General features: G+C 67.2%; 14 protein-coding genes, 1 tRNA gene and 1 other RNA gene. 8 read left to right on the forward strand and 8 right to left on the reverse strand.

Annotation, left to right across the window (positions count from 1 at the left end):
* Positions 1–99: 99 nt before the first annotated feature.
* Both ABD206_RS03780 and aceE read right to left on the reverse strand, forming a co-directional pair.
* On the reverse strand, positions 100–1,320 hold the full coding sequence (locus tag ABD206_RS03780; protein WP_344069472.1) for a PucR family transcriptional regulator: 1,221 nt from the start codon (positions 1,318–1,320) through the stop codon (positions 100–102).
* A gap of 11 nt (positions 1,321–1,331) precedes the next feature.
* The gene (gene aceE, locus ABD206_RS03785; RefSeq protein ID WP_344069475.1) at positions 1,332–4,061 is read right to left on the reverse strand and encodes a pyruvate dehydrogenase (acetyl-transferring), homodimeric type; all 2,730 of its coding nucleotides are present in this window, start codon (positions 4,059–4,061) and stop codon (positions 1,332–1,334) included.
* Between the two features lie 158 nt (positions 4,062–4,219).
* Here aceE and ABD206_RS03790 point away from each other — a divergent pair.
* The 3 genes from ABD206_RS03790 to rnpB all read left to right on the forward strand — a co-directional run bounded on the left by ABD206_RS03790 (position 4,220) and on the right by rnpB (position 5,438).
* Positions 4,220–4,292: transfer RNA gene (locus tag ABD206_RS03790), tRNA-Val, on the forward strand.
* A 1-nt stretch (position 4,293) separates the two neighbouring features.
* A complete protein-coding gene (locus tag ABD206_RS03795; RefSeq protein WP_344069478.1) occupies positions 4,294–5,025 on the forward strand; it encodes a zinc ribbon domain-containing protein in 732 nt (243 codons plus the stop codon).
* Between the two features lie 57 nt (positions 5,026–5,082).
* Positions 5,083–5,438, forward strand: an RNA gene (gene rnpB / locus ABD206_RS03800) — RNase P RNA component class A.
* 26 nt (positions 5,439–5,464) lie between these two features.
* Here rnpB and ppgK read toward each other — a convergent pair.
* On the reverse strand, positions 5,465–6,226 hold the full coding sequence (ppgK, locus tag ABD206_RS03805; RefSeq protein WP_344069481.1) for a polyphosphate--glucose phosphotransferase: 762 nt from the start codon (positions 6,224–6,226) through the stop codon (positions 5,465–5,467).
* Positions 6,227–6,299: 73 nt separating this feature from the next.
* Here ppgK and ABD206_RS03810 point away from each other — a divergent pair, with 73 nt between their 5' ends.
* Genes ABD206_RS03810 through ABD206_RS03820 form a run of 3 tightly spaced genes read left to right on the forward strand, consistent with a single transcriptional unit; the run spans position 6,300 to position 10,898 of the window.
* On the forward strand, positions 6,300–6,509 hold the full coding sequence (locus tag ABD206_RS03810; protein ID WP_344069484.1) for an SPOR domain-containing protein: 210 nt from the start codon (positions 6,300–6,302) through the stop codon (positions 6,507–6,509).
* Between the two features lie 32 nt (positions 6,510–6,541).
* Entirely contained in the window at positions 6,542–7,879 is a 1,338-nt protein-coding gene (glnA, locus tag ABD206_RS03815) for a type I glutamate--ammonia ligase (protein ID WP_344069487.1), read from the forward strand.
* 19 nt (positions 7,880–7,898) lie between these two features.
* Positions 7,899–10,898: a bifunctional [glutamine synthetase] adenylyltransferase/[glutamine synthetase]-adenylyl-L-tyrosine phosphorylase gene (locus tag ABD206_RS03820; protein WP_344069490.1), complete on the forward strand. Its 3,000-nt coding sequence runs from the start codon at positions 7,899–7,901 to the stop codon at positions 10,896–10,898.
* Between the two features lie 109 nt (positions 10,899–11,007).
* Here the strand turns inward: ABD206_RS03820 and glnA (ABD206_RS03825) are convergent, their stop codons facing one another.
* Positions 11,008–12,432, reverse strand: a complete 1,425-nt coding sequence (gene glnA / locus ABD206_RS03825) for a type I glutamate--ammonia ligase (protein ID WP_344069493.1) — start codon at positions 12,430–12,432, stop codon at positions 11,008–11,010.
* Positions 12,433–12,563: 131 nt separating this feature from the next.
* On the opposite strand from glnA (ABD206_RS03825), the gene ABD206_RS03830 reads away from it, so the two are divergent.
* Positions 12,564–12,995: an RDD family protein gene (locus ABD206_RS03830; RefSeq protein ID WP_344069496.1), complete on the forward strand. Its 432-nt coding sequence runs from the start codon at positions 12,564–12,566 to the stop codon at positions 12,993–12,995.
* Between the two features lie 17 nt (positions 12,996–13,012).
* Here the strand turns inward: ABD206_RS03830 and ABD206_RS03835 are convergent, their stop codons facing one another.
* Positions 13,013–13,723: a DUF4191 domain-containing protein gene (locus tag ABD206_RS03835; RefSeq protein WP_344069499.1), complete on the reverse strand. Its 711-nt coding sequence runs from the start codon at positions 13,721–13,723 to the stop codon at positions 13,013–13,015.
* Between the two features lie 117 nt (positions 13,724–13,840).
* Between ABD206_RS03835 and ABD206_RS03840 the strand changes: the two genes are divergently transcribed.
* Positions 13,841–15,211, forward strand: coding sequence for a hypothetical protein (locus tag ABD206_RS03840; RefSeq protein ID WP_344069501.1), 1,371 nt, complete (start codon positions 13,841–13,843; stop codon positions 15,209–15,211).
* On the opposite strand, the gene sucB is transcribed toward ABD206_RS03840, so the two are convergent.
* The 3 genes from sucB to ABD206_RS03855 all read right to left on the reverse strand — a co-directional run bounded on the left by sucB (position 15,212) and on the right by ABD206_RS03855 (position 19,781).
* Complete coding sequence (gene sucB, locus ABD206_RS03845; protein WP_344069504.1) at positions 15,212–16,870, reverse strand: 2-oxoglutarate dehydrogenase, E2 component, dihydrolipoamide succinyltransferase; 1,659 nt, start codon at positions 16,868–16,870, stop codon at positions 15,212–15,214. It lies immediately after the preceding gene.
* 62 nt (positions 16,871–16,932) lie between these two features.
* Positions 16,933–18,300 carry a dihydrolipoyl dehydrogenase gene (lpdA, locus tag ABD206_RS03850; protein ID WP_344069507.1) on the reverse strand — a complete coding sequence of 456 codons (1,368 nt, stop codon included), beginning with the start codon at positions 18,298–18,300 and terminating at the stop codon, positions 16,933–16,935.
* A complete protein-coding gene (locus tag ABD206_RS03855) occupies positions 18,297–19,781 on the reverse strand; it encodes a leucyl aminopeptidase (RefSeq protein ID WP_344069509.1) in 1,485 nt (494 codons plus the stop codon). Before ABD206_RS03855 ends, lpdA begins: the two co-directional genes overlap by 4 nt.
* Positions 19,782–19,859: the final 78 nt, after the last annotated feature.

Consider the following 19,859-nt stretch of genomic DNA (forward strand, 5'->3'; position numbering starts at 1 on the left):
GTTCCATCCTGCCAGTGTCGGGAAGGTGGTTTCTGGAGGATGTCGTCGAAGAATGCGGGGCGGGATTGTGCTGTTCGCGCAACGCGGCGTGTCGTCTCGTCAGCGCTCCGCGGAGTGTCGGCGCTGGAGGGCCGAGCGCCGACGCGTCGCCTCCGTTCCCATCGAGCCGAGGATGAGAGCCGTCTGCAGAATGAGGGCTTCGCGCGGGCCGGTCGCATCCCAGCCGATCACCTCGGAGACGCGCTTGAGGCGATAGCGGACCGTGTTGGGGTGGACGAAGAGTTCCCGGGCGGTGGCCTCGAGGGAACGGCCGTTGTCGAGATAGCTCCACAGTGTGGAGGTGAGGTCTGTGCTGTGCGCCTGCAGCGGCCGGTAGATCTTCTCCACGAGGGTCTGCTTGGCCAGCGGGTCGCCGGCCAGTGCGCGCTCAGGGAGCAGGTCGTCTGCTTCCACGGGACGGGGCGCGTTGCGCCACCCGCGGGCGACCGCGAAGCCCGCGAGGGCGGCGCGTGCACTCAGGCTCGCATCCACCAGTGCGGGGACGGCGGGACCGAGGACGAGATATCCCGTGCCGAAGGCGGGCTCCAGGCGGCGAGCGATTTCAGGGAAGGGCAGGTCGGTGGGGGTGTCGTCGGCGGTGGTGGGTGGCTCGGCGCGACCGAGGACGAGCACGAGTCGCGATCCCTGCACCCCGATGAGCACATCGACGCCGAGCTTGCGCGCGGTCCGTCGGAACTGGTCGACGTCCAGTTGCGGGGGAGTCGTGCCGACGAGGACGGCCACCTCGCCATGACCGTGCCACCCGAGCGCGGCAATACGGCTCGGAAGCTCCTCGTCCGTTTCGCCGGTGAGGATGGAGTCGACGACGAGGGCCTCCAGACGTGCGTCCCACAGTCCCCGCGCCTCCGCCGCGCGCGCGTACACATCCGCGGCGGCGAAGGCGACTTCGCGCGAGTAGAGCAGGATCGCCTCGCGCAGTTCCTCACTGCGGTTCGCGACGCGCTCCTCCGTGACCGTGACCGAGACGCGGATCAGCTGCAGTGTCTGCTGCAGGCTGACGCTACGCAACAGCTCTCGGGGAGCGGTCGCGAAGATGTCAGCGGCGATCCACGGGGTCGACTCGGGATCGTCGTACCACTGGATGAACGAGGTGATCCCGGCCTGCGCGACCAGACCCACTGCCGAGCGCCGCGCCGGAGGCATCTCCGAGTACCACGGCAGGCTCTGTTCGAGCCGCACCGTGGTCGCTGTCGCAAGGTCTCCCGAGATGCGTCGAAGCCACGCGAGCGTCTCCGCCTTCTCGGATCCGTGTGCCGCCATGTGCCGCGCGGTCAGCTCTCGCCGCCGGCGTTTCCGCTCGTTCCGGCCAGCACATCATGCAGGCGGTACTTGCGGATGGCCTGAACGACCAGATCGCGGTCGACCACGCCCTCGTCGGCGAGGGCCTGGAGTGCGCGGACGGCAACCGAAGGGCCGTCGATCTTGAAGTAGCGACGGGCTGCCGCGCGGGTGTCCGAGAAGCCGAAGCCATCCGCGCCGAGGGTGACGAACTGGTTCTTCACCCAGGGACGGATCTGGTCCTGCACCGCGTGCATGAAGTCGCTGACCGCGACGACGGGTCCCACAGCCTCAGCGAGCTTTTCCGTGATGTACGCCGTGCGGGGCGCCTCCTCGGGGTGGAGGAAGTTGTGCTCGTCCACAGCCAGGCCGTCGCGGCGGAGTTCAGTCCACGAGGTCACCGACCAGACATCCGCGTGCACGCCCCAGTCTTCGCGCAGCAGCTCCTGCGCCTCGAGCGCCCACGGGACACCGACGCCCGATGCGAGCAGCTGCGTGCGGGGGCCCTCACCGACAGCCGTCGAGATCCTGTGGATACCGCGCAGGATGCCGTCGACGTCCACGCCCTCGGGCTCGGCGGGCTGGATGATCGGCTCGTTGTAGACGGTGATGTAGTACATCACGTTCGGGTCGGGGTGGTGCCCGCCGTACATGCGCTCGAGGCCGTCGCGCACGATGTGGGCGATCTCGTACCCGTAGGCGGGGTCGTACGAGACCGTCGCGGGGTTCGTGGATGCCAACAGGTGCGAGTGCCCGTCGGCGTGCTGCAGGCCTTCGCCGGTCAACGTCGTGCGTCCTGCTGTCGCGCCGATCACGAAGCCCCGGGCCATCTGGTCGCCGGCTGCCCACTGGGCGTCACCGGTGCGCTGGAACCCGAACATCGAGTAGAACACGTACACCGGAATGAGCGGCTCGCCGTGCGTGGCGTACGAGGTTCCCGTGGCGGTGAAGGCCGCGAGAGCACCCGCCTCGTTGATGCCGACGTGCATGATCTGCCCCTGCGGGCTCTCCTTGTAGGCGAGCAGCAGGTCACGGTCGACCGAGGTGTAGTTCTGGCCGTGGGGGTTGTAGATCTTCTGCGTGGGGAAGAACGCGTCGATGCCGAAGGTGCGTGCCTCGTCCGGGATGATCGGCACGATCCGGTGACCGAAGCCCTTGGCGCGAAGGAGGTCCTTCAACAGGCGCACGAAGGCCATCGTCGTGGCGACCTCCTGCGTTCCCGACCCCTTCTTCGGCAGCGCGTAGACGTTGTCGGCGGGCAGGGACATCGGCACGTGGGTGGCGCGGCGCTGCGGGAGGAAGCCGCCCAGAGCGCGGCGACGCTCCTGCATGTATTGGATCGTCTCGTCCTGGGGCCCCGGGTTGTAGTACGGCGGCAGGTACGGGTTCTCCTCGAGTTGCGCGTCCGAGATCGGGATGCGCATCGAGTCCCGGAAGTGCTTGAGGTCCTCGAGGGTCATCTTCTTCATCTGGTGGGTCGCGTTGCGTCCCTCGAAGTGATGTCCGAGCCCGTAGCCCTTGATGGTCTTGGCGATGATGACGGTCGGCTGACCCTTGTGCTCGACGGCCGCCTTGTACGCCGCGTAGACCTTCGTGTAGTCCAGCCCACCGCGGCGGAGTTTGCCCCAGATGTCCGCATCCGACCAGTCCTTGACCAGAGCGGCTGTGCGCTCGTCGCGACCGAAGAAGTGCTCGCGGATGAATCCGCCGTCCTCCGCGCGGTAGGTCTGGAAGTCGCCGTCGGGAGTGGTGTTCATCAGGCGCACGAGTGCGCCGTCCTTGTCCTCGGCGAGCAGGTCATCCCAGCCGCGTCCCCAGACCACCTTGATGACGTTCCAGCCTGCTCCGCGGAAGAAGCTCTCCAGCTCCTGGATGATCTTGCCGTTGCCTCGGACGGGTCCGTCCAGACGCTGCAGGTTCGCATTGATGACGAAAGTCAGGTTGTCCAGGCCCTCGTTGGCTGCGGCCTGGAGTGCGCCGCGGCTCTCGACCTCATCCATCTCGCCATCGCCGAGGAACGCCCAGACGTGACCGTCCGACACGTCCTTGATGCCGCGGTTGGTCAGGTACTTGTTGGTCATCGCCTGGTAGATGGCGTTGATGGGACCGAGTCCCATCGACACCGTCGGGAACTGCCAGTAGTCCGGCATGAGGCGAGGGTGCGGGTAGGAGGGCAGACCGTTGGGTGCGTGCGACTTCTCCTGGCGGAATCCGTCGAGCTGCGTTTCGGTGAGGCGGCCCTCGAGGAACGAACGCGCGTAGATTCCGGGGGAGGCGTGGCCCTGGATGAAGATCTGGTCGCCGCCCGAGGGGTCGTCGAGACCCCGGAAGAAGTGGTTGAAACCGACTTCATAGAGCGATGCTGATGAGGCATAGGTGGAGATATGGCCACCGACACCGATCCCGGGACGCTGTGCGCGGTGCACGGTGACGGCGGCATTCCAGCGGATCCACCGGCGGTAGCGACGCTCGAGCTCTTCGTCGCCGGGGAAGGCGGGCTCGTTATCGGGAGCGATCGTGTTGATGTAGTCGGTCGTGGGGACCTGGGGCACGTTGAGGTGCAGATCACGAGACTTCTGCAGCAGGCTCAGCATGATCTCGCGACCGCGGCCGTGGCCCTTGGCGGCGACGAGTTGCTGGAGCGATTCCTGCCATTCGGCCGTCTCATCCGGGTCGCTGTCCAGCGGCTCCTGCGAATACGGATCCTGATCGTTGACGGTCACGTGAGGCCTTTCTGGGTCGGGCAGGTCGTGCCACGAACTCGCATCTCGCATGCGCGCGACGGTTGTCACCGTTCGATGACGCATTCCCGATAAGCCTAGCGATACGCACGGCACTGGGAACCGCGTAGAGCGGTCGCGCTCGCATAGACTGGCGACACGGGCCTTTAGCTCAGCTGGTAGAGCGCCACGTTTACACCGTGGATGTCGTCGGTTCGATCCCGGCAGGGCCCACATGCACGCCAGTCCCCACGATCAGCGCCGAGTCCTCGACCTCGTCGCGCTGGATCTGCGTCTGCGCACCGCGGAAGCGACGCGCGCCAACCCTCCGCAGGCAGCTCGCGTCAAGGAGCTTCTCGCCGAGCGCACCGAGATCGCGCAGTCGCTGACGAAGGCGCGCGGCGAGGTCGACGACGCGCGGGCAGAGCAGGGCCGGATCGAGTCGGATCTGAAAGTCGTCGAGGCTCGCATCGCGCGTGACAACGCGCGGGCGGCCGGTTCGACGCAGGCCAAAGAGGCACAGAGCCTGGAACACGAGATCGCCTCGCTGCTGCGGCGCAAGAGTGATCTCGAGGATGCCGAGCTGGCTCTGATGGAGCGGGTCGAGGAGGCGGAGGCGGTCGTCGCCGGCATTGAGCAGCATCTCGCGGCGACGAATGCCGAGGGAACTGCGCTCAGCGCGGCCGCCAAGGAGACGGTCGCGGCGGCCGAGTCCGACATCCAGGCCGCGTCCCGCGATCGCGCCGCAGTCGCGGACTCTCTCCCCGCGGACCTTGTCGCCCAGTATGACCGGCTGCGTGCACGTGGCGTGGGAGCAGGTCTGCTGCGCGGACGCACCTGCGAGGGATGCCGGATGGAACTTGCCGGGAGCGAACTGAGTGCGATGCGTCACATCGATTCAGATGTGGTCGCCCACTGTCCGGAATGCGGATGCATTCTGGTACGTACCGAGGTCTCCGCGCTGTAGACGAGAGCCTCGAGATCCCGCTCGCAGTCTCGGGCGGGTAGCATCGTGAGTTGCGAATGGGTCGGCTGGACGGTCGCGTCGCGGGAGACCGCGCCGAGGAACGTCCGGGCTCCACAGGGCAGGGCGGTGGGTAACACCCACCCGGAGCAATCCGCGAGACAGTGCCACAGAAAGCAGACCGCCGGGGAAACCCGGTAAGGGTGAAAGGGTGGTGTAAGAGACCACCGGAGCCGTGGTGACACGGCTCGCAGGGTAAACCTCGTCCGGAGCAAGGTCAGACAGGGGATGACGACGCGGCTCGCCGAGTCCCCGGGTAGACCGCTAGAGCGTCACGGCAACGTGATGCCGAGAGAGATGACCGTCGAAGGGGCCAGTCCCCGGAACAGAACCCGGCGTACAGGCCGACCCATTCGCACCCCGCGCAGCTGCGCGCCGCGTCTCAGCTCACAGCGAGTGCGGCGGCACCGATGATTCCGGCGTTGTTGCGGTGGACGGCCGGCACGATCGGCGTGCGCAGATCCAGCAGCGGGAGGAACTCGTCTGCGTGCTTGGACACTCCGCCGCCGACGATGAAGAGGTCGGGGGAGAAGAGGAACTCCAGGTGCGAGTAGTACCACTGGAGCCGCTTGGTCCACTTCTTCCACGAAAGACTCTCGCGCTCCATCGCAGAGTAGGCGGCGTAGTACTCGGCGTCGTGCTTGTGGTCCGAGCGCTGCAGGTGGCCGAGCTCGGTGTTCGGGATGAGGTTGCCGTCATTGATCATCGCGGTGCCGATGCCGGTGCCGAGCGTGGTGAGCAGCACGAGTCCATCCACGCCCTTGGCAGCGCCGTATCGCACTTCCGCCACACCGGCAACATCGGCATCGTTGGCGAAATGGATGCCGCGGCCCAGGCCGTCCTCGAAGAACTTCTCCGCCTCGAACCCGATCCACTTGTCCGAGACGTTCGCCGCTGACAGCGTCCGTCCGCCCTTTACGATCGCGGGGAACGCGACGCCCAGCGGCATCGCGTCATCGGTCACGCCCAGCGTGGAGAGCACCTCATGCACGGCCGCGAGCACCTGCTCGGGTTCTGCTCCCGGGGGTGTGGGGACTTTGATGCGGTCGGTGACGAGGTCGCCCGCTGCGAGGTCGACCACACCTCCCTTGATGCCCGTTCCACCGATGTCGATACCCACCGCACGAGTCAGGTCTGTTGCCATGCCTTCAGCCTACCCATGGCGGCGCCCTCCATCAGTAGGATCGAAGAAGCGGAACGCACCGAGGGAGCACGACGTGGCTGACAGCGCGGAGAAGTACTGGTACAACCTGACGACCGGTGAGGTCGAGAAGGGGTTCGAGTCGCCGGCGATCGATCGCGCCGGACCGTTCGACACCGCCGAGGAGGCGGCGAAAGCTCCTGACGTCCTTCGCGAACGCTCCCGTGCGTGGGCCGACGACGACACCCGGGAAGACTCCTGGGGCGCAACCGCCGGCGACGCCTGAGCCGCCCGGTTCACTGACTCGAAAGGACTCGCATGGACAAGCAGCGAGATTTCGTCCTCCGCACTATCGAGGAGCGCGGCGTCAAGTTCGTGCGCCTGTGGTTCACCGACGTCGTCGGCACGCTGAAATCCGTTGCGATCGCCCCGGCCGAAGTCGAGGGTGCCTTCGGTGAGGGTCTCGGGTTCGACGGGTCGGCGATCGAAGGATTGACACGCTCCTACGAGTCCGACCTGCTCGCACATCCCGATCCCACGACGTTCCAGACGTTGCCCTGGCGTGGAGAGATCGACCCGACCGCGCGGATGTTCTGCGACATCACCACCCCCGACGGTCAGCCCGCCGTCGCCGACCCTCGCAACGTTCTGAAGCGTGCACTCGCGAAAGCCGCGGACGCCGGCTTCACGTTCTACACGCACCCCGAGATCGAGTTCTATCTGCTGAAGTCCTCGAGCTACGGCCCGGACGGTCCTGTCCCAGTGGACTCCGCAGGCTACTTCGACAATGTGCCCGGTGGTACGGCGCATGACTTCCGACGCCGGTCGGTGCGCATGCTCGAGGATCTGGGGATCTCGGTCGAGTACAGCCACCACGAGAGTGGTCCCGGTCAGAACGAGATCGATCTGCGGTACGCGGACGCGCTGGCGACGGCCGACAACATCATGACCTTTCGCACGGTCATCAAGGAGGTTGCGATCGAGCAGGGCGTCTACGCGACGTTCATGCCGAAGCCGCTCAGCGGTCACCCCGGCAGCGGCATGCACACCCACATGTCGCTGTTCGAGGGAGACACCAACGCCTTCTACGAGGAGGGTGCGCAGTATCAGCTCTCGAAGATCGGACGGCAGTTCATCGCGGGTCTGCTGCGTCACGCGAACGAGATCTCGGCCGTCACGAACCAGTTCGTGAACTCCTACAAGCGTCTCTGGGGTGGCGATGAAGCCCCGAGCTTTATCTGTTGGGGCCACAACAACCGCTCTGCACTGGTGCGCGTGCCGATGTACAAGCCGAACAAGGGCCAGTCCACGCGTGTGGAATATCGTGCTCTCGACTCTGCGGCCAACCCCTATCTCGCATATGCGCTCATGCTCGCCGCTGGTCTGAAGGGCATTGAGGAAGGCTATGAGCTGCCTGCGGAGGCCGAGGACAATGTGTGGTCGCTGTCGGACTCCGAGCGTCGTGCACTCGGCTACGCGCCGTTGCCCCAGAGCCTGGACCACGCGCTCGGATACCTGGAGGATTCAGAGCTCGTGGCCGAGACGCTCGGCGAGCAGGTGTTCAACTACGTGCTGCTCAACAAGCGCCGTGACTGGCAGGAGTACCGTGCTCAGGTCACGCCCTACGAGCTGAAGAGCAACCTCGAGATGCTCTGATCCCCCGGCGGGGATTGCGATGAGTTCGAGTGACCGCTCCACGGGGCTGACCAGTCTTGCCCGCAGCGGGTTCGATGACCTCAGCGGTGCGGACGTCCTGCTCGACGAGCTCGCCGAGGCGCTCGGGGTCGCCCGCGAGGTCGTGGTGGCGCCCAGCGGCGAGGCGGCGGATCCGGATGCCGCGCTTCGTGCACTCGTGCGCGTGGCACGCCGCGCACCCGAGCCAGTGCGGGCGCTGATCGAGGATGCCGAGGCCTGGGAGAACGCGTGGCTGTTGCTGGGCGCATCGATGGGGTACGGCGAGTTCTACTCGCGCCATCCCGACCAGCTCGGGGCCCTCGCCGGGGCTGGGAGGGAGCTTCCGTCTGCCGCGACGATGACCGCGACTCTGCTGGCTGCGGTCGGCGCCGATGAGGGATTCGCATCGTCCGGGGATGAATCGGCCTGGGTGCGCCTGCGGGTCGCCTACCGCACGCAGGTCGCGCTCATCGCGGTGCATGACCTGCGCCAACGCCAGCCGGAAATCATCCTGCACGCGGTGGCGGCGGCACTGGCTGATGCCGCCGGCGCTGCGCTGGAGGCCTCGCTCGCCGTCGCGCGGACGCGGATCACGGACGGGGGACCTGGCGGCCAGTATTCGCGGGCACACGTTGCGGCGACCCGGTTCGCCATCATCGGCATGGGCAAGACCGGTGCTCGCGAACTCAACTACGTCTCCGATGTCGATGTGATCTTCGTGGGAGGGGCTCCCGAGGACCCCGACGTGGGGGTCAGTGAGGGTCGGGCGATCGACATCGGCACCCGGCTGGCGGTGCAGACGATGCGCGGGATCTCTGAGGTGGAGGTCGAGCCGCCGCTGTGGGAGGTTGACGCGAACCTTCGCCCTGAAGGCAAGCAGGGAGCATTGGTGCGCACGCTCCATTCCCATGTCTCGTATTACGAGCGCTGGGCCAAGAGCTGGGAGTTCCAAGCACTGCTCAAAGCGCGCCCCATCGCAGGCGACCGAGGCCTCGGCGACGACTATGTCGCCGCGGTGCGCCCCATGGTCTGGACGAGCGCTGCGCGCGAGAACTTTGTGGACAGTGTCCAACGGATGCGCGAGCGGGTGACGGACAACATTCCCGCCGACGAAGTTGCGAATCAGATCAAGCTCGGCCCCGGAGGGATTCGCGATGTCGAATTCACCGTGCAGCTGCTGCAGCTGGTGCACGGACTGAGTGATCCGTCTATCCACCAGGCGGGGACGCTTGTGGCCCTCGATGCTCTCGTCGCCGAGGGATACATCGGGCGCACCGACGCCGCCGCATTCGCGACGAACTACCGCATGCTGCGCGTCCTGGAACATCGGCTGCAGCTGCGCCGCCTCTCGCGAACCCACCTCATGCCGACCGATCGCACCGAGCTGCGGGTGCTTGCGCGCAGTTCCCGGCTGAGTGACACCGGCACCGCGTTGGTGCGGAGGTGGGAGTCGATCAAACGCGAGGTACGCGACATCCACGTGCGCCTGTTCTATCGCCCTCTGCTGTCGGCGGTCGCAGCGCTGCCCGCGGAGGAGCGCGTGCTCTCGTCGGCGCAGGCACACGACCGGCTGGCCGCGATCGGTTTTGTCGACCCGCGCGGCGCGCTGCGCACGATCGGGGCGCTGACGTCGGGGTTGAGCCGCAAGGCGACCATCCAACGACACTTGATGCCGATCATGATCCGTTGGTTCGCCGATGGCGTCGATCCCGACTACGGACTCTTGGCGTTTCGCCGCGTGAGTGAGCGACTGGGTGATACCCCGTGGTTCCTGCGGATGCTCCGGGACTCGACGGGCGCTGCCGAACGTCTGACCAAAGTCCTCTCCGGCTCCCGATATGTCGGTGAGCTCATGGAGTGGATACCGGAGTCCGCCGCGTGGTTGGATCGCGACGATCAGCTCCAGCCGCGGTCGGGAGTCGCGCTCCAGGAGGAGGCGCGGGCCATCCAAGAGCGCCATTCCACGATCGATGACGCGATGCGCGCGGTGCGCGCGCTGCGCCGGCGTGAGGTGCTGCGCACGGCGATCGGCGGAGTGTTGGGAATTCTCTCGATCGACCAGATCGCCGAGGCCCTGACAACGATCACCGAGACCACCATCCAGGCGACCCTTCGTGCCGTGCGGCGTGAGGTCGTACCGGCCGAGGACGATGGATTGGACTTCGCTGTCATAGCCGTCGGCAGGTTCGGTGGCGCGGAGCTGGGTTTCGGCTCTGACGCCGATGTGCTCTACGTTTTTCGTGCGAACGACGTGCCCGTCCATCGGGCGGGGGCGTTGGCCGCTCGGTTGGTCGCCGGGCTCCGCGAACACTCGGAGGATTTCCGACTGCCGCTGGACTTGGACGCCGACCTTCGTCCGGAGGGTCGGAAGGGTCCCCTCGCGCGATCCCTCGAGGCCTACGAGACGTACTATGCCCGGTGGTCACTGTCGTGGGAGGCTCAAGCGCTCCTCAGGGCGCGGGGGATCGCGGGGAGCGTGTCGCTCATCGCCGCGTTCACAGAGATGGCCGACGCTGTGCGCTACCGTCCCTCTCCCGACCCCAATGGGCTTCGGGAGATCAAGCGCATCAAGGCGCGTGTCGAGAACGAGCGGTTGCCTCAGGGCGCCGACCCCGCCCGTCACCTGAAACTCGGACGAGGATCACTGAGTGACGTCGAGTGGCTCGTGCAGCTGATGCAGCTCCAACACGCGGCGGCGATTCCGGATCTACGGACACCGTCCACGCTCGGTGCGCTGGAGGTGCTCGAGCGTGAGGGACTATTGCCGGGTCTTGCCGTTGCGCGGCTGCGTGAGGCGTGGGTGTTGGCCAGTCGTCTGCGTTCGGCGAACACGCTGTTGTCGGGGACGACCAGCGACGTCCTCCCGACGGATCGCGGCAGACTGGACGGGATCGCCCGCCTGCTGGAGTACCCGCCGCACTCGGCGACGGCGGTCGAGGAAGACTATCTGGCGGTGACCCGCAGGTCGCGTCGTGTGTTCGAGAAGTACTTCTACGGCTGAGGGATCAGCGGGCTTCGCCGGCACTCCACCGCTGCTCGACGCAGCCCCGCGCGCAAGAGGTGATGCCCCCATCCCGAAGAGGATGAGGGCATCACCGTGCTGGAGAGCGTCAGACGCCGAAGTACAGCTCGTACTCGAAGGGGTGAGGACGGGCGTTCATCGGCTGGATCTCGTTCTCGAACTTGTACGAGATCCAGGTCTCGACGAGCTCCTTCGTGAAAACGTTGCCGCGCAGGAGGAACTCGTGGTCGGCCTCGAGCGCGTCGAGCGAGTCGAGCAGCGAGTTCGGGACCTGCGGGATGTTCTTCGCCTCCTCGGGGGGAAGCTCGTAGAGGTCCTTGTCGACCGGCTCGTGCGGCTCGATGCGGTTGATGATGCCGTCGATGCCGGCCATCAGCTGCGCAGCGAACGCGAGGTACGGGTTGCCCGACGAGTCCGGGGCGCGGAACTCGAGGCGCTTGGCTTTCGGGTTCGAGCCCGTGATCGGGATACGGACGGCTGCCGAACGGTTACCGGCCGAGTAGACCAGGTTGACCGGAGCCTCATAGCCCTTGACCAGGCGCTTGTAGGAGTTGAGCGTCGGGTTGGTGAATGCGAGCACCGAGGGGGCGTGCGCGAGCAGGCCGCCGATGTACCAGCGTGCGACATCCGAGAGCTGCGCGTAGCCCTGCTCGTCGTAGAAGAGGGGCTTGCCCTCGAGCCACAGCGACTGGTGGGTGTGCATACCCGAGCCGTTGTCACCGAAGAGCGGCTTGGGCATGAAGGTTGCGACCTTGCCCCACTGCTCGGCGACGTTCTTGACGATGTACTTGAACTTCAAGATGTCGTCGGCGGCGTGCACCATCGTGTCGAACTTGTAGTTGATCTCCTGCTGGCCGCCGGTGCCCACCTCGTGGTGTGCGCGCTCGAGCTCGAGGCCCGACTCGATCAGCTTGAGGCTGATGTCATCGCGCAGGTCGGCCGTCTTGTCGACGGGGGAGACGGGGAAGTAGCCGCCCTTGTAAGGGGTCTTGTTCGAGAGGTTTCCGCCCTCTTCGACACGGCCGGTGTTCCAGGCGCCTTCTTCCGAGTCGACCGCGTAGAAGCTGCCGTTCTGGGTCACCTCGTAGCGCACGTCGTCGAAGATGTAGAACTCCGCCTCGGGTGCGAAGAACGCGGTGTCGGCGATGCCGGTGGAGGCGAGGAACTTCTCGGCCTTCTTGGCGACCTGGCGCGGGTCCTTGTGGTAGATCTCGCCGGTGCGCGGGTTGTAGATGTCGAAGACCATGATCAGGGTCTTCGCCTCGCGGAACGGGTCGAGGTAGGCGGTCGTGACATCAGGGATCAGCTGCATGTCGGACTCGTGGATGTTGGCGAATCCACGGATGGAGGACCCGTCGAACAACTGGCCGACCGTGAAGAAGTCCTCGTCAACGGTGGATGCCGGGATGTTGAAGTGCTGCTGCACACCGGGGAGATCCGTGAAACGGATGTCGAGGAACTTGACGTCCTCGTCCTTGATGAACTTCAGCACCTCGGATGAATCACTGAACATGCAGACTCTCCAGAGGTAGGCGTGACAATACCCGTTTCGGGTACGCAGTGAACGCTAGTGCCAAGGCGTTGCCCTCGGGTATCTCTATTGTTTCGGGCATGTTACAGAGCGTGCCACGGTAGGCTCGTGAGGTGACGACGGATGCATCGCAAGCCCCCGGAGAACGCCTCGGTCTTCCCGCGAGTGGGGCTCTCTCGATCGCCCGCATCTGGCGGCGCATCGGCGCACTGTTCATCGATTACACCGCGGCGACGGTGATCGCCATCGCGTTTCTGGGCTACGACCCCTACGCGTTGCCGGCCGAAGCCGGGTTGACGCTGTTCGCCCCGCTGATGGTGTTCGTGATCATCCAGGTACTGTTCATCCCGACCATCGGGGGCAGCCCCGGCCACCGCATCTGTGGTATGCGGGTGATCGCATTGTCCGGCGGTTGGGTCGGGCTGTGGCGCCCGGTCGTGCGATCGCTACTTCTCGTGCTCGTGATTCCCGCCGTCATCTGGGACGCCGATCTGCGGGGTCTGCACGACAAGATCGCGGGTACTGCGCTCGTGCGCAGTCGGTGAGGTCGAGCCGCCGGCGCTCAGCGGGGACGAGGCGCTCGGACCTTCGTCGGGTCCACGCCCTTCGGGATCGGCAGCGACGTGAGGTTCTGCGACACCGAGTCCACCCGCTTGATCACCGCGGCCATCGTGGCGCGGTCGATCTTGCGGGGGAGTTTCTTGATCGTGGGAGCGAGCTTCGCGATCGAGATCTCGTCGTCGCCGTGGCCCACGTAGAGAACCGTGAGCGGAACTCCGGACGCGACGCGCTGGATCTTCTGACGCTCGTCGTTGACGAGGCGGGTGAGGCGCCCGCGGGCGCCCTCGCCGATGATCACGACGCCGCCACGGCCGATGGCACGGTAGACAGCCTCCTGCGTCTTGGGGTTGACGCCGACAGGGTATTCGCTGGCCTGCCAGGCGCGGCCGAGCGAGGTGGAAATAACGTGCCCCGTGGCCCCGGGGACGCCGTCGATGCGGCGATACATTGCGCGGCTGGAGAGCCGGGTCGTGAGCGTGAGGCCGACGAGGATTCCGGCGAGAAGACCGGTCACGCCCCAGAGGATGACGCTCCACACCGCGACGGGCGGAATCAGGAACCCGACGCCGACGCCGGCCGCTGCACCGAGCAGCACCGATCCGATGAGCATCCAGGGGAGCCAGCTGTAGCTCTGCTGCGTGAAGGTGTAGAGGGTACGAAGCTGAGAGAAGAACCCGGGGTTGCGTGCGGGCTGTGACGCGCGTGCTGCCATTGTTCCAGCCTACCGTTGCCGGTCCGTCGCTCCTCCCCACGGCGCTGTTCGTCTGACTCATGCCCCGCGGGCTGGGTCCGGATCCGATCGCTCGGACTCGCGGTCACCGTGGGAGACATGACGACGGACGCTCGCGATCGAGTTGATGAAGCACGATCATCGCTGATGGTCGGGTACGCCCCGCTCCGACGTGTGCGGGCAGCCGAGTCTCCCTACCCTGGGGTGCTGGTCCGGGTCGGGACGGGAACCCGGCTGCTGATCGACCCCGACCAGCAGCCTCGCGCCGGAGTCTTCTGGGAGGTGGCGGAGGAATCCCATGTGCTGCGCGCACGGGAAGTCGTTCAGGGTGGTCGGCTCCCGGAGGGCGCGCCGCAGGCGCTAGTCGAGATATGTGCGGGCCCGCTGCGCGTCCAGCTGGGTTCACTCGGGCGACTCACGCCTTCCCAGCTTGCGACTGTCTTCGTCGCGCTGCTGCGCGGCAGTGCTGAGATGGCGCGCAGCGACGACGCGGAGGCCCCCGGCGAGTGGTGGATGACGGGCTCCGGTCGCCCGGTCTTCGCGCTCGGTGATACCGGGACAGCGTGTGCGGCGTCGGCGTGCGCGCTCATTGCCGAGCTGGACATCGACGACGCCGAGATGCGCGCGCTGGGCGACACGGTCGCCGGGGCCATCAGCACTGCTGCAAACGACTCGTCGCGGCTGCGGTGCGAGCAGCGGATCTTCGCCACGGTTGCACCGGCCGCCCTGATCCCGGTGACGGGGACGGCCTCAATGGCGCTCCGAACAGAGCCGCCGGTGCGGGACCTGCCCCCCTCGCTCGCAGGCGACGCAGAGCATATGCCCGAGGAGCGGCGCAATGGCCCGGCCGTAACGAGCGGAATGTGGGGTGCTGCGATGTCACGCGAAGTGCGCGATATGGCAGATGAGGTGCTCGCGCGGGTGCGCCGTCGGCGCCGGTCGGGCGGCACCGCGGCGCGCCCGCGAAGGCGCCGGGTGGTGCTCGGCGCGCTGGGCCTCGCCGCGGTGGTGGCAGTGGCCGCGCTTCTTCTGCTCGACGTCGCTCCCGAGGGCGCCGCTTCGTCCGGAGGGGCAGCAGCGGAGAACGAAACACCGGGTGCTGCCACAGGGACGCCGACGAGTGTGGATGGCGAGGGGGAGACCGCAGCAGACGGGATGAGTCATCAGCCTGCGACGCCGGAAGAGATCACCGCGATTGCTGCGGCGTTGCTGGATGCATGGACGACGTGCGGTGAAGATGTGTCCTGCAGATCGACGATCGCCGAGTCGCCGGATCTGGGCTCGCCCGGCGGTGCGGCTGTCGCCCCGGTGTCATCCCTTGACCTGACGCTGATCGACGACTTCGGTGATGTCGCGGTGGTGGGCGCCACGGAAGCGGGCGCAGAGACGACGCTGATCGTGGTGCTGGCCCGTCCAGACGGTGAGTGGCTGCTGCGCGACGTGTACGGCGTCGCGCAGCAGCCAGGATGATCAGATGCCGAGATCGGCGCTGAATTCCGCAGCCTCGAGGCGCTGCTTCACCGTGGCGAGGAAGCGCGCGGCATCGGCACCGTCGATGATGCGGTGGTCGTACGAAAGCGCGAGGTAGACGTACGAGCGCACCGAGATCGCTTCCTTGCCGTCCACCGTCACCACGCCGGGACGCTTCACCACGGTTCCGGTGCCGAGGATCGCGGACTGCGGGAGGAACACCACGGGCGTGTCGAACAGCGCGCCACGGGATCCGGTGTTGGTCAGCGTGAAGGTTCCGCCCGCCAGCTCATCCGGCTTGAGCTTGTTCTCGCGAGTGCGGGCGGCGAGGTCGGCGATCTCCTTGGCGATCTGGGCCAGATCCTTCGTTGCCGCGTCACGGAGCACCGGAGTCAGGAGGCCCCGCTCGGTGTCGACCGCGATGGAAAGGTTCTCCGCTGCCGGGTAGACAATCGATGCATCCTCAACCGTTGCGTTGATGACGGGGTAGGCCTGCAGGGCTTCCGCGGCGGCGAGGGCGAAGAAGGGCAGGAACGAGAGCTTGGCACCCGTCTTGGTCTGGAAATCGCCCTTGACCGCATCGCGGAAGTTCGCCAGCTTGGTCACGTCGACCTCGACGACGGTGGTCAGCTGAGCTGTCGATTGCATGGATGCCACGGCGCGCTCGGCCAGCACCTTGCGTAGGCGCGACATCGGCTGGGTGGTGCCACGCAGTGGCGAGACCTCGCGGACCACCGGGGCGGCCGCCGCCGGTGCGGGGGCGCTGGTTGCAGCGGCGAGGACGTCCTCCTTGCGGATGCGCCCACCGACGCCGGTTCCCGTGACGCTGTCCAGTGCCACACCGTGCTTCTCGGCGAGACGCCGCACCAGCGGAGTGGCGTAGGTCGAGGCCTCGGGCGCCGGTGCGGGCGCGGGGGCCGGTGCCGGTGCGGGCGCAGGTGCCGGTGCGGGCGCAGGTGCCGGTGCAGAAGCCTCAGCGACGGGCGCGGGCGCGGGCGCAGGTGCCGGTGCGGGCGCGGGTGCCTCAGCGACGGGCGCGGGTGCAGCCGGGGCTGCGCCGTCGCCGATGCGGGCAAGGACCGATCCGACCGCAACCGTCTCATCCTCGGCGACCAGGATCTCCTGGAGTGTGCCGGCGATGGGGGAGGGGATCTCGGTGTCGACCTTGTCGGTGGAGATCTCGAGAAGGGGCTCGTCGACCTCTACCGATTCGCCGACGGCCTTGAGCCAGCGGGTGACCGTACCTTCGGTGACGCTCTCGCCGAGTTCGGGGAGAAGGACATCCTTGCCGGCGCCGGCGGGCGCGGCCGCGGGTGCAGGCTCGGACGCCGGTGCGGGTTCCGGTGCCGGAGTCGGCGCTGCGGCTTCTGCCGGCGCTGCCGCGGCTTCCGTCGCCGGGGCCGCGGGCGCGGGAGCGGAACTGCCGTCACCGATCTTGGCGAGAATCGCGCCGACCTCGACGGTCTCGTCTTCGGCGACCAGGATCTCCTCGATCACGCCGGAGACGGGAGACGGGATCTCGGTGTCCACCTTGTCGGTGGAGATCTCGAGAAGCCCCTCATCGGCCTCGATGGTGTCTCCGACCTTCTTGAGCCAGCGGGTGACCGTTCCCTCGGTGACGCTCTCTCCGAGCGCGGGGAGGACCACGGAAGTGCTCATGCGTTTGTCTCCTTCAAAGTGCCGATGTGCGTTCCAGCTTAGTGATGTGTGGCGCGTGCCGGTCAGCGCGCGTGCAGGGGTTTGCCCGCGAGCATCAGCATCGCCTCGCCGAGGGCCTCGCCCTGGGTGGGGTGTGCATGCAGAAGTGGGGCGACGTCTTCGGGGTGTGCCTCCCACCCGACGATCGTCTGGGCTTCGCCGATGAGCTCGCCGACGCGCGCGCCGACCATATGCACGCCGATGACGGGACCACCGATGCGGCGGATGACCTTGACGAAGCCGCTTGTTCCGAGGATTTCGCTCTTGGCATTGGCTGCCAGGGAGAACTGCGCGGTGGCGATGGCGTCTGTTCCGTACCGCTCGGTGGCGGCAGCTTCGGTGAGTCCGATCGAGGCGACCTCGGGATTCGAGTAGGCGACTCGCGGCACAGCGTTGTCATCGAGTGGCGCGGGCGCCAAACCCGCAATCGTCTCTGCCACGAATATGCCGTGCGCGAATCCGCGGTGCGCGAGTTGAGGGCCAGGGACGACGTCGCCGACCGCCCACACATGAGGTGCGCTCGCGCGCAGCGCATCGTCGGTCATGACGAATCCGCGGTCCAGCTTCACGCCGGCTGCTTCGAGTCCGAGGTCGGATGTCGCCGGTTCGCGGCCGACGGCGAGCAGCAGTACGTCGGCGCTGAGCTCAGAACCGTCGGAGAGCGTGATCGTGACGCGGTCCTCGTGCTCGGTGGCTGCCGAGCAGCCCTGTCCGAGCGTGACGTCGATGCCGCGTTTGCGGAAAGCACGCAGGAGGGCCGCGCTGCTCGCTTCGTCCTCGGCCGGGAGGAGTCGGGACATGGGCTCGACGATGGTGACCTGGGCACCGAGCGAACGCCAGATGCTCGCGAATTCGACGCCGATGACACCGCCCCCCAGAACGACGACTGACTCGGGCACGCGGGCGAGATCGAGCGCCGTGTCACTGGTGAGGATGCGAGGGCCCGGCGTGATGCCCGGCAGCAGTTTCGTCCGGGCGCCGGTGGCGATCACCGTGTCCGTGGCGGTGATTCTCTGTTCGCCGACACGGACGGCGCCGTCCGGGTCGAGTACGCCGACGCCCTCGATCACCGTGATCCCGCGGGCCGCCAGCAGTCCGGTGAGGCCACTGAACTTCTTGGAGACGATCTGCGACCGGTGCGTGAGCGCAGCCGCCATGTCGATACCGGACAGGGTCGCGTCGACACCGTGGTGGTGCGCGCCCCGCACGGTGTCGACGATGTCGGCAGTGTGCAGCAGCGCCTTGGTCGGCACGCAGCCGCGGTGAAGACAGGTGCCACCGACGCGGTCCTTCTCGATGAGAGTGACTGTCATGCCGAGCTCGGCGGCTCGAAGTGCGGCGGCGTACCCACCGCTGCCACCGCCGAGGACGAGCAGATCGACGTCGCTCACGCGTCCGCCTCGCGAAGGGCGAGCTCGATGAGAGAGCGCACGGTCGCGGCGGTCGGCCCCTTGTCGGTGAATCCGTACCCCGCGCCCTTGTTCATGCCGACGCCCGCGATGTCGAGATGGACCCACGGAATGCGGTCGGATTGCGCGGCCTCATCGACCGGTGCCGCCGGACCGACAAACCGCTGGAGGAACAGGCCGGCGAACAGGGAGCCGCCCGCGGGATCGCCGACCTTCGCGTTTCGCATGTCGGCAACGGGGGAGTCGAGTTCCTCCACCATGTGGCGCGGCAGGGGAAGCTGCCACGCGAATTCATCGGCGGATGCGGCGGCGGCGAGGTAGCGCGAAACCGCGTCGTCGTCGCCCATGACGCCGACGTGGCGTGTGCCGAGCGCAACGGTGATGGCGCCGGTGAGGGTCGCGACGTCGACGAGCAGATCCGGATGCTCGCGGCTCGCGAGTACCAGTCCGTCAGCGAGCACCAACCGGCCTTCGGCGTCGGTGTTGAGAACCTCGACCGTGGTGCCGTCTGCCATCGTCAGCACGTCGCCGGGGCGCGTCGCGGACCCGGAAGGCATGTTCTCTGCGATGCAGAGCCACCCGGTGAGATGCACGGGCGCCTCCATGGCTGCGACTGCCCGGACGACGGCGAGCACCGTGGCGGCGCCGCACATGTCGTACTTCATGTCGACCATCCCGCCGGCGGGCTTGAGTGAGAGTCCGCCCGAGTCGAAGGTGATGCCCTTGCCCACGATGGCGACGTGGGTTTTCGCACCGACGGGGGAGTAATCCAGGCGGACCAGTCGCGGTGGACGCGGCGATCCCTGGCCCACTCCGAGGATGCCGCCACACCCGTCCGCGGCAAGTTCGACTTCATCCCAGATGCGCACATCGACGGGGAGGTCGGCGAGTTCCGCGAGCGCTCGCTGGGCGAGGTCATCCGGCCCGAGAAGGGCGGCGGGCGTCGTCACAAGCTCCTTGACCATCGCGACGGCCGCCACGGTCGCCCTCACTCGATCGAGCGCGACCGTGCCTGGTGCCGTGGCGCTGTGCACGATGACCCGCTGAGCGCGCGCGGGGGTGGAGCCCGACTTGAAGGTCACGTGGGTCGTCGCCCCGAGCCCGGCACCCTCGGCTGCCGCGGCGAGATCGATGTCGGTGAACGGAGACGCGATCGCGACGGACCCGAACCCGGTCAGGGTGCGGCATCCCACGCCTATCGCCGCGCGTACCTCGCCGGCACGGGGTTCTGTGCCCAGACCGACGACAGCGATCGGCTTATCGCCGATCTCGGGCGCATATACACGAGCGAAGCTGCTCGGGGCGCCGGTGAAACCGATGCGATCCAAATTCTGCTTGAGATCGCCCCACGCCGCCCACGACTCCTCGGGGATGTCGCTGATGGCGGGGATCGCCAGGAGGAGCGCATCTGCGTCGGACTGGCGGATGGGCTCGGTGCTGAAGTCCACGACGGGATGCGTCATGCATTCATCCTAGAGCGGCCCGAAGAGCGCCGGCGGTGTTCGCTGTGAGCGGTCGGGTGCGCGGAGCCCGGGATCGTC

Source organism: Microbacterium sediminicola (assembly GCF_039531125.1).
Lineage (GTDB): Bacteria > Actinomycetota > Actinomycetes > Actinomycetales > Microbacteriaceae > Microbacterium > Microbacterium sediminicola.

Coding starts and splice junctions, on each gene's coding strand:
- ABD206_RS03780 (WP_344069472.1), bottom strand. CDS start 1,320: ATGGCGGCACACGGATCCGAGAAGGCGGAGACGCTCGCGTGGCTTCGA.
- ABD206_RS03795 (WP_344069478.1), top strand. CDS start 4,294: ATGCACGCCAGTCCCCACGATCAGCGCCGAGTCCTCGACCTCGTCGCG.
- ppgK (WP_344069481.1), bottom strand. CDS start 6,226: ATGGCAACAGACCTGACTCGTGCGGTGGGTATCGACATCGGTGGAACG.
- glnA (WP_344069487.1), top strand. CDS start 6,542: ATGGACAAGCAGCGAGATTTCGTCCTCCGCACTATCGAGGAGCGCGGC.
- ABD206_RS03820 (WP_344069490.1), top strand. CDS start 7,899: ATGAGTTCGAGTGACCGCTCCACGGGGCTGACCAGTCTTGCCCGCAGC.
- glnA (WP_344069493.1), bottom strand. CDS start 12,432: ATGTTCAGTGATTCATCCGAGGTGCTGAAGTTCATCAAGGACGAGGAC.
- ABD206_RS03835 (WP_344069499.1), bottom strand. CDS start 13,723: ATGGCAGCACGCGCGTCACAGCCCGCACGCAACCCCGGGTTCTTCTCT.
- ABD206_RS03840 (WP_344069501.1), top strand. CDS start 13,841: ATGACGACGGACGCTCGCGATCGAGTTGATGAAGCACGATCATCGCTG.
- sucB (WP_344069504.1), bottom strand. CDS start 16,870: ATGAGCACTTCCGTGGTCCTCCCCGCGCTCGGAGAGAGCGTCACCGAG.
- ABD206_RS03855 (WP_344069509.1), bottom strand. CDS start 19,781: ATGACGCATCCCGTCGTGGACTTCAGCACCGAGCCCATCCGCCAGTCC.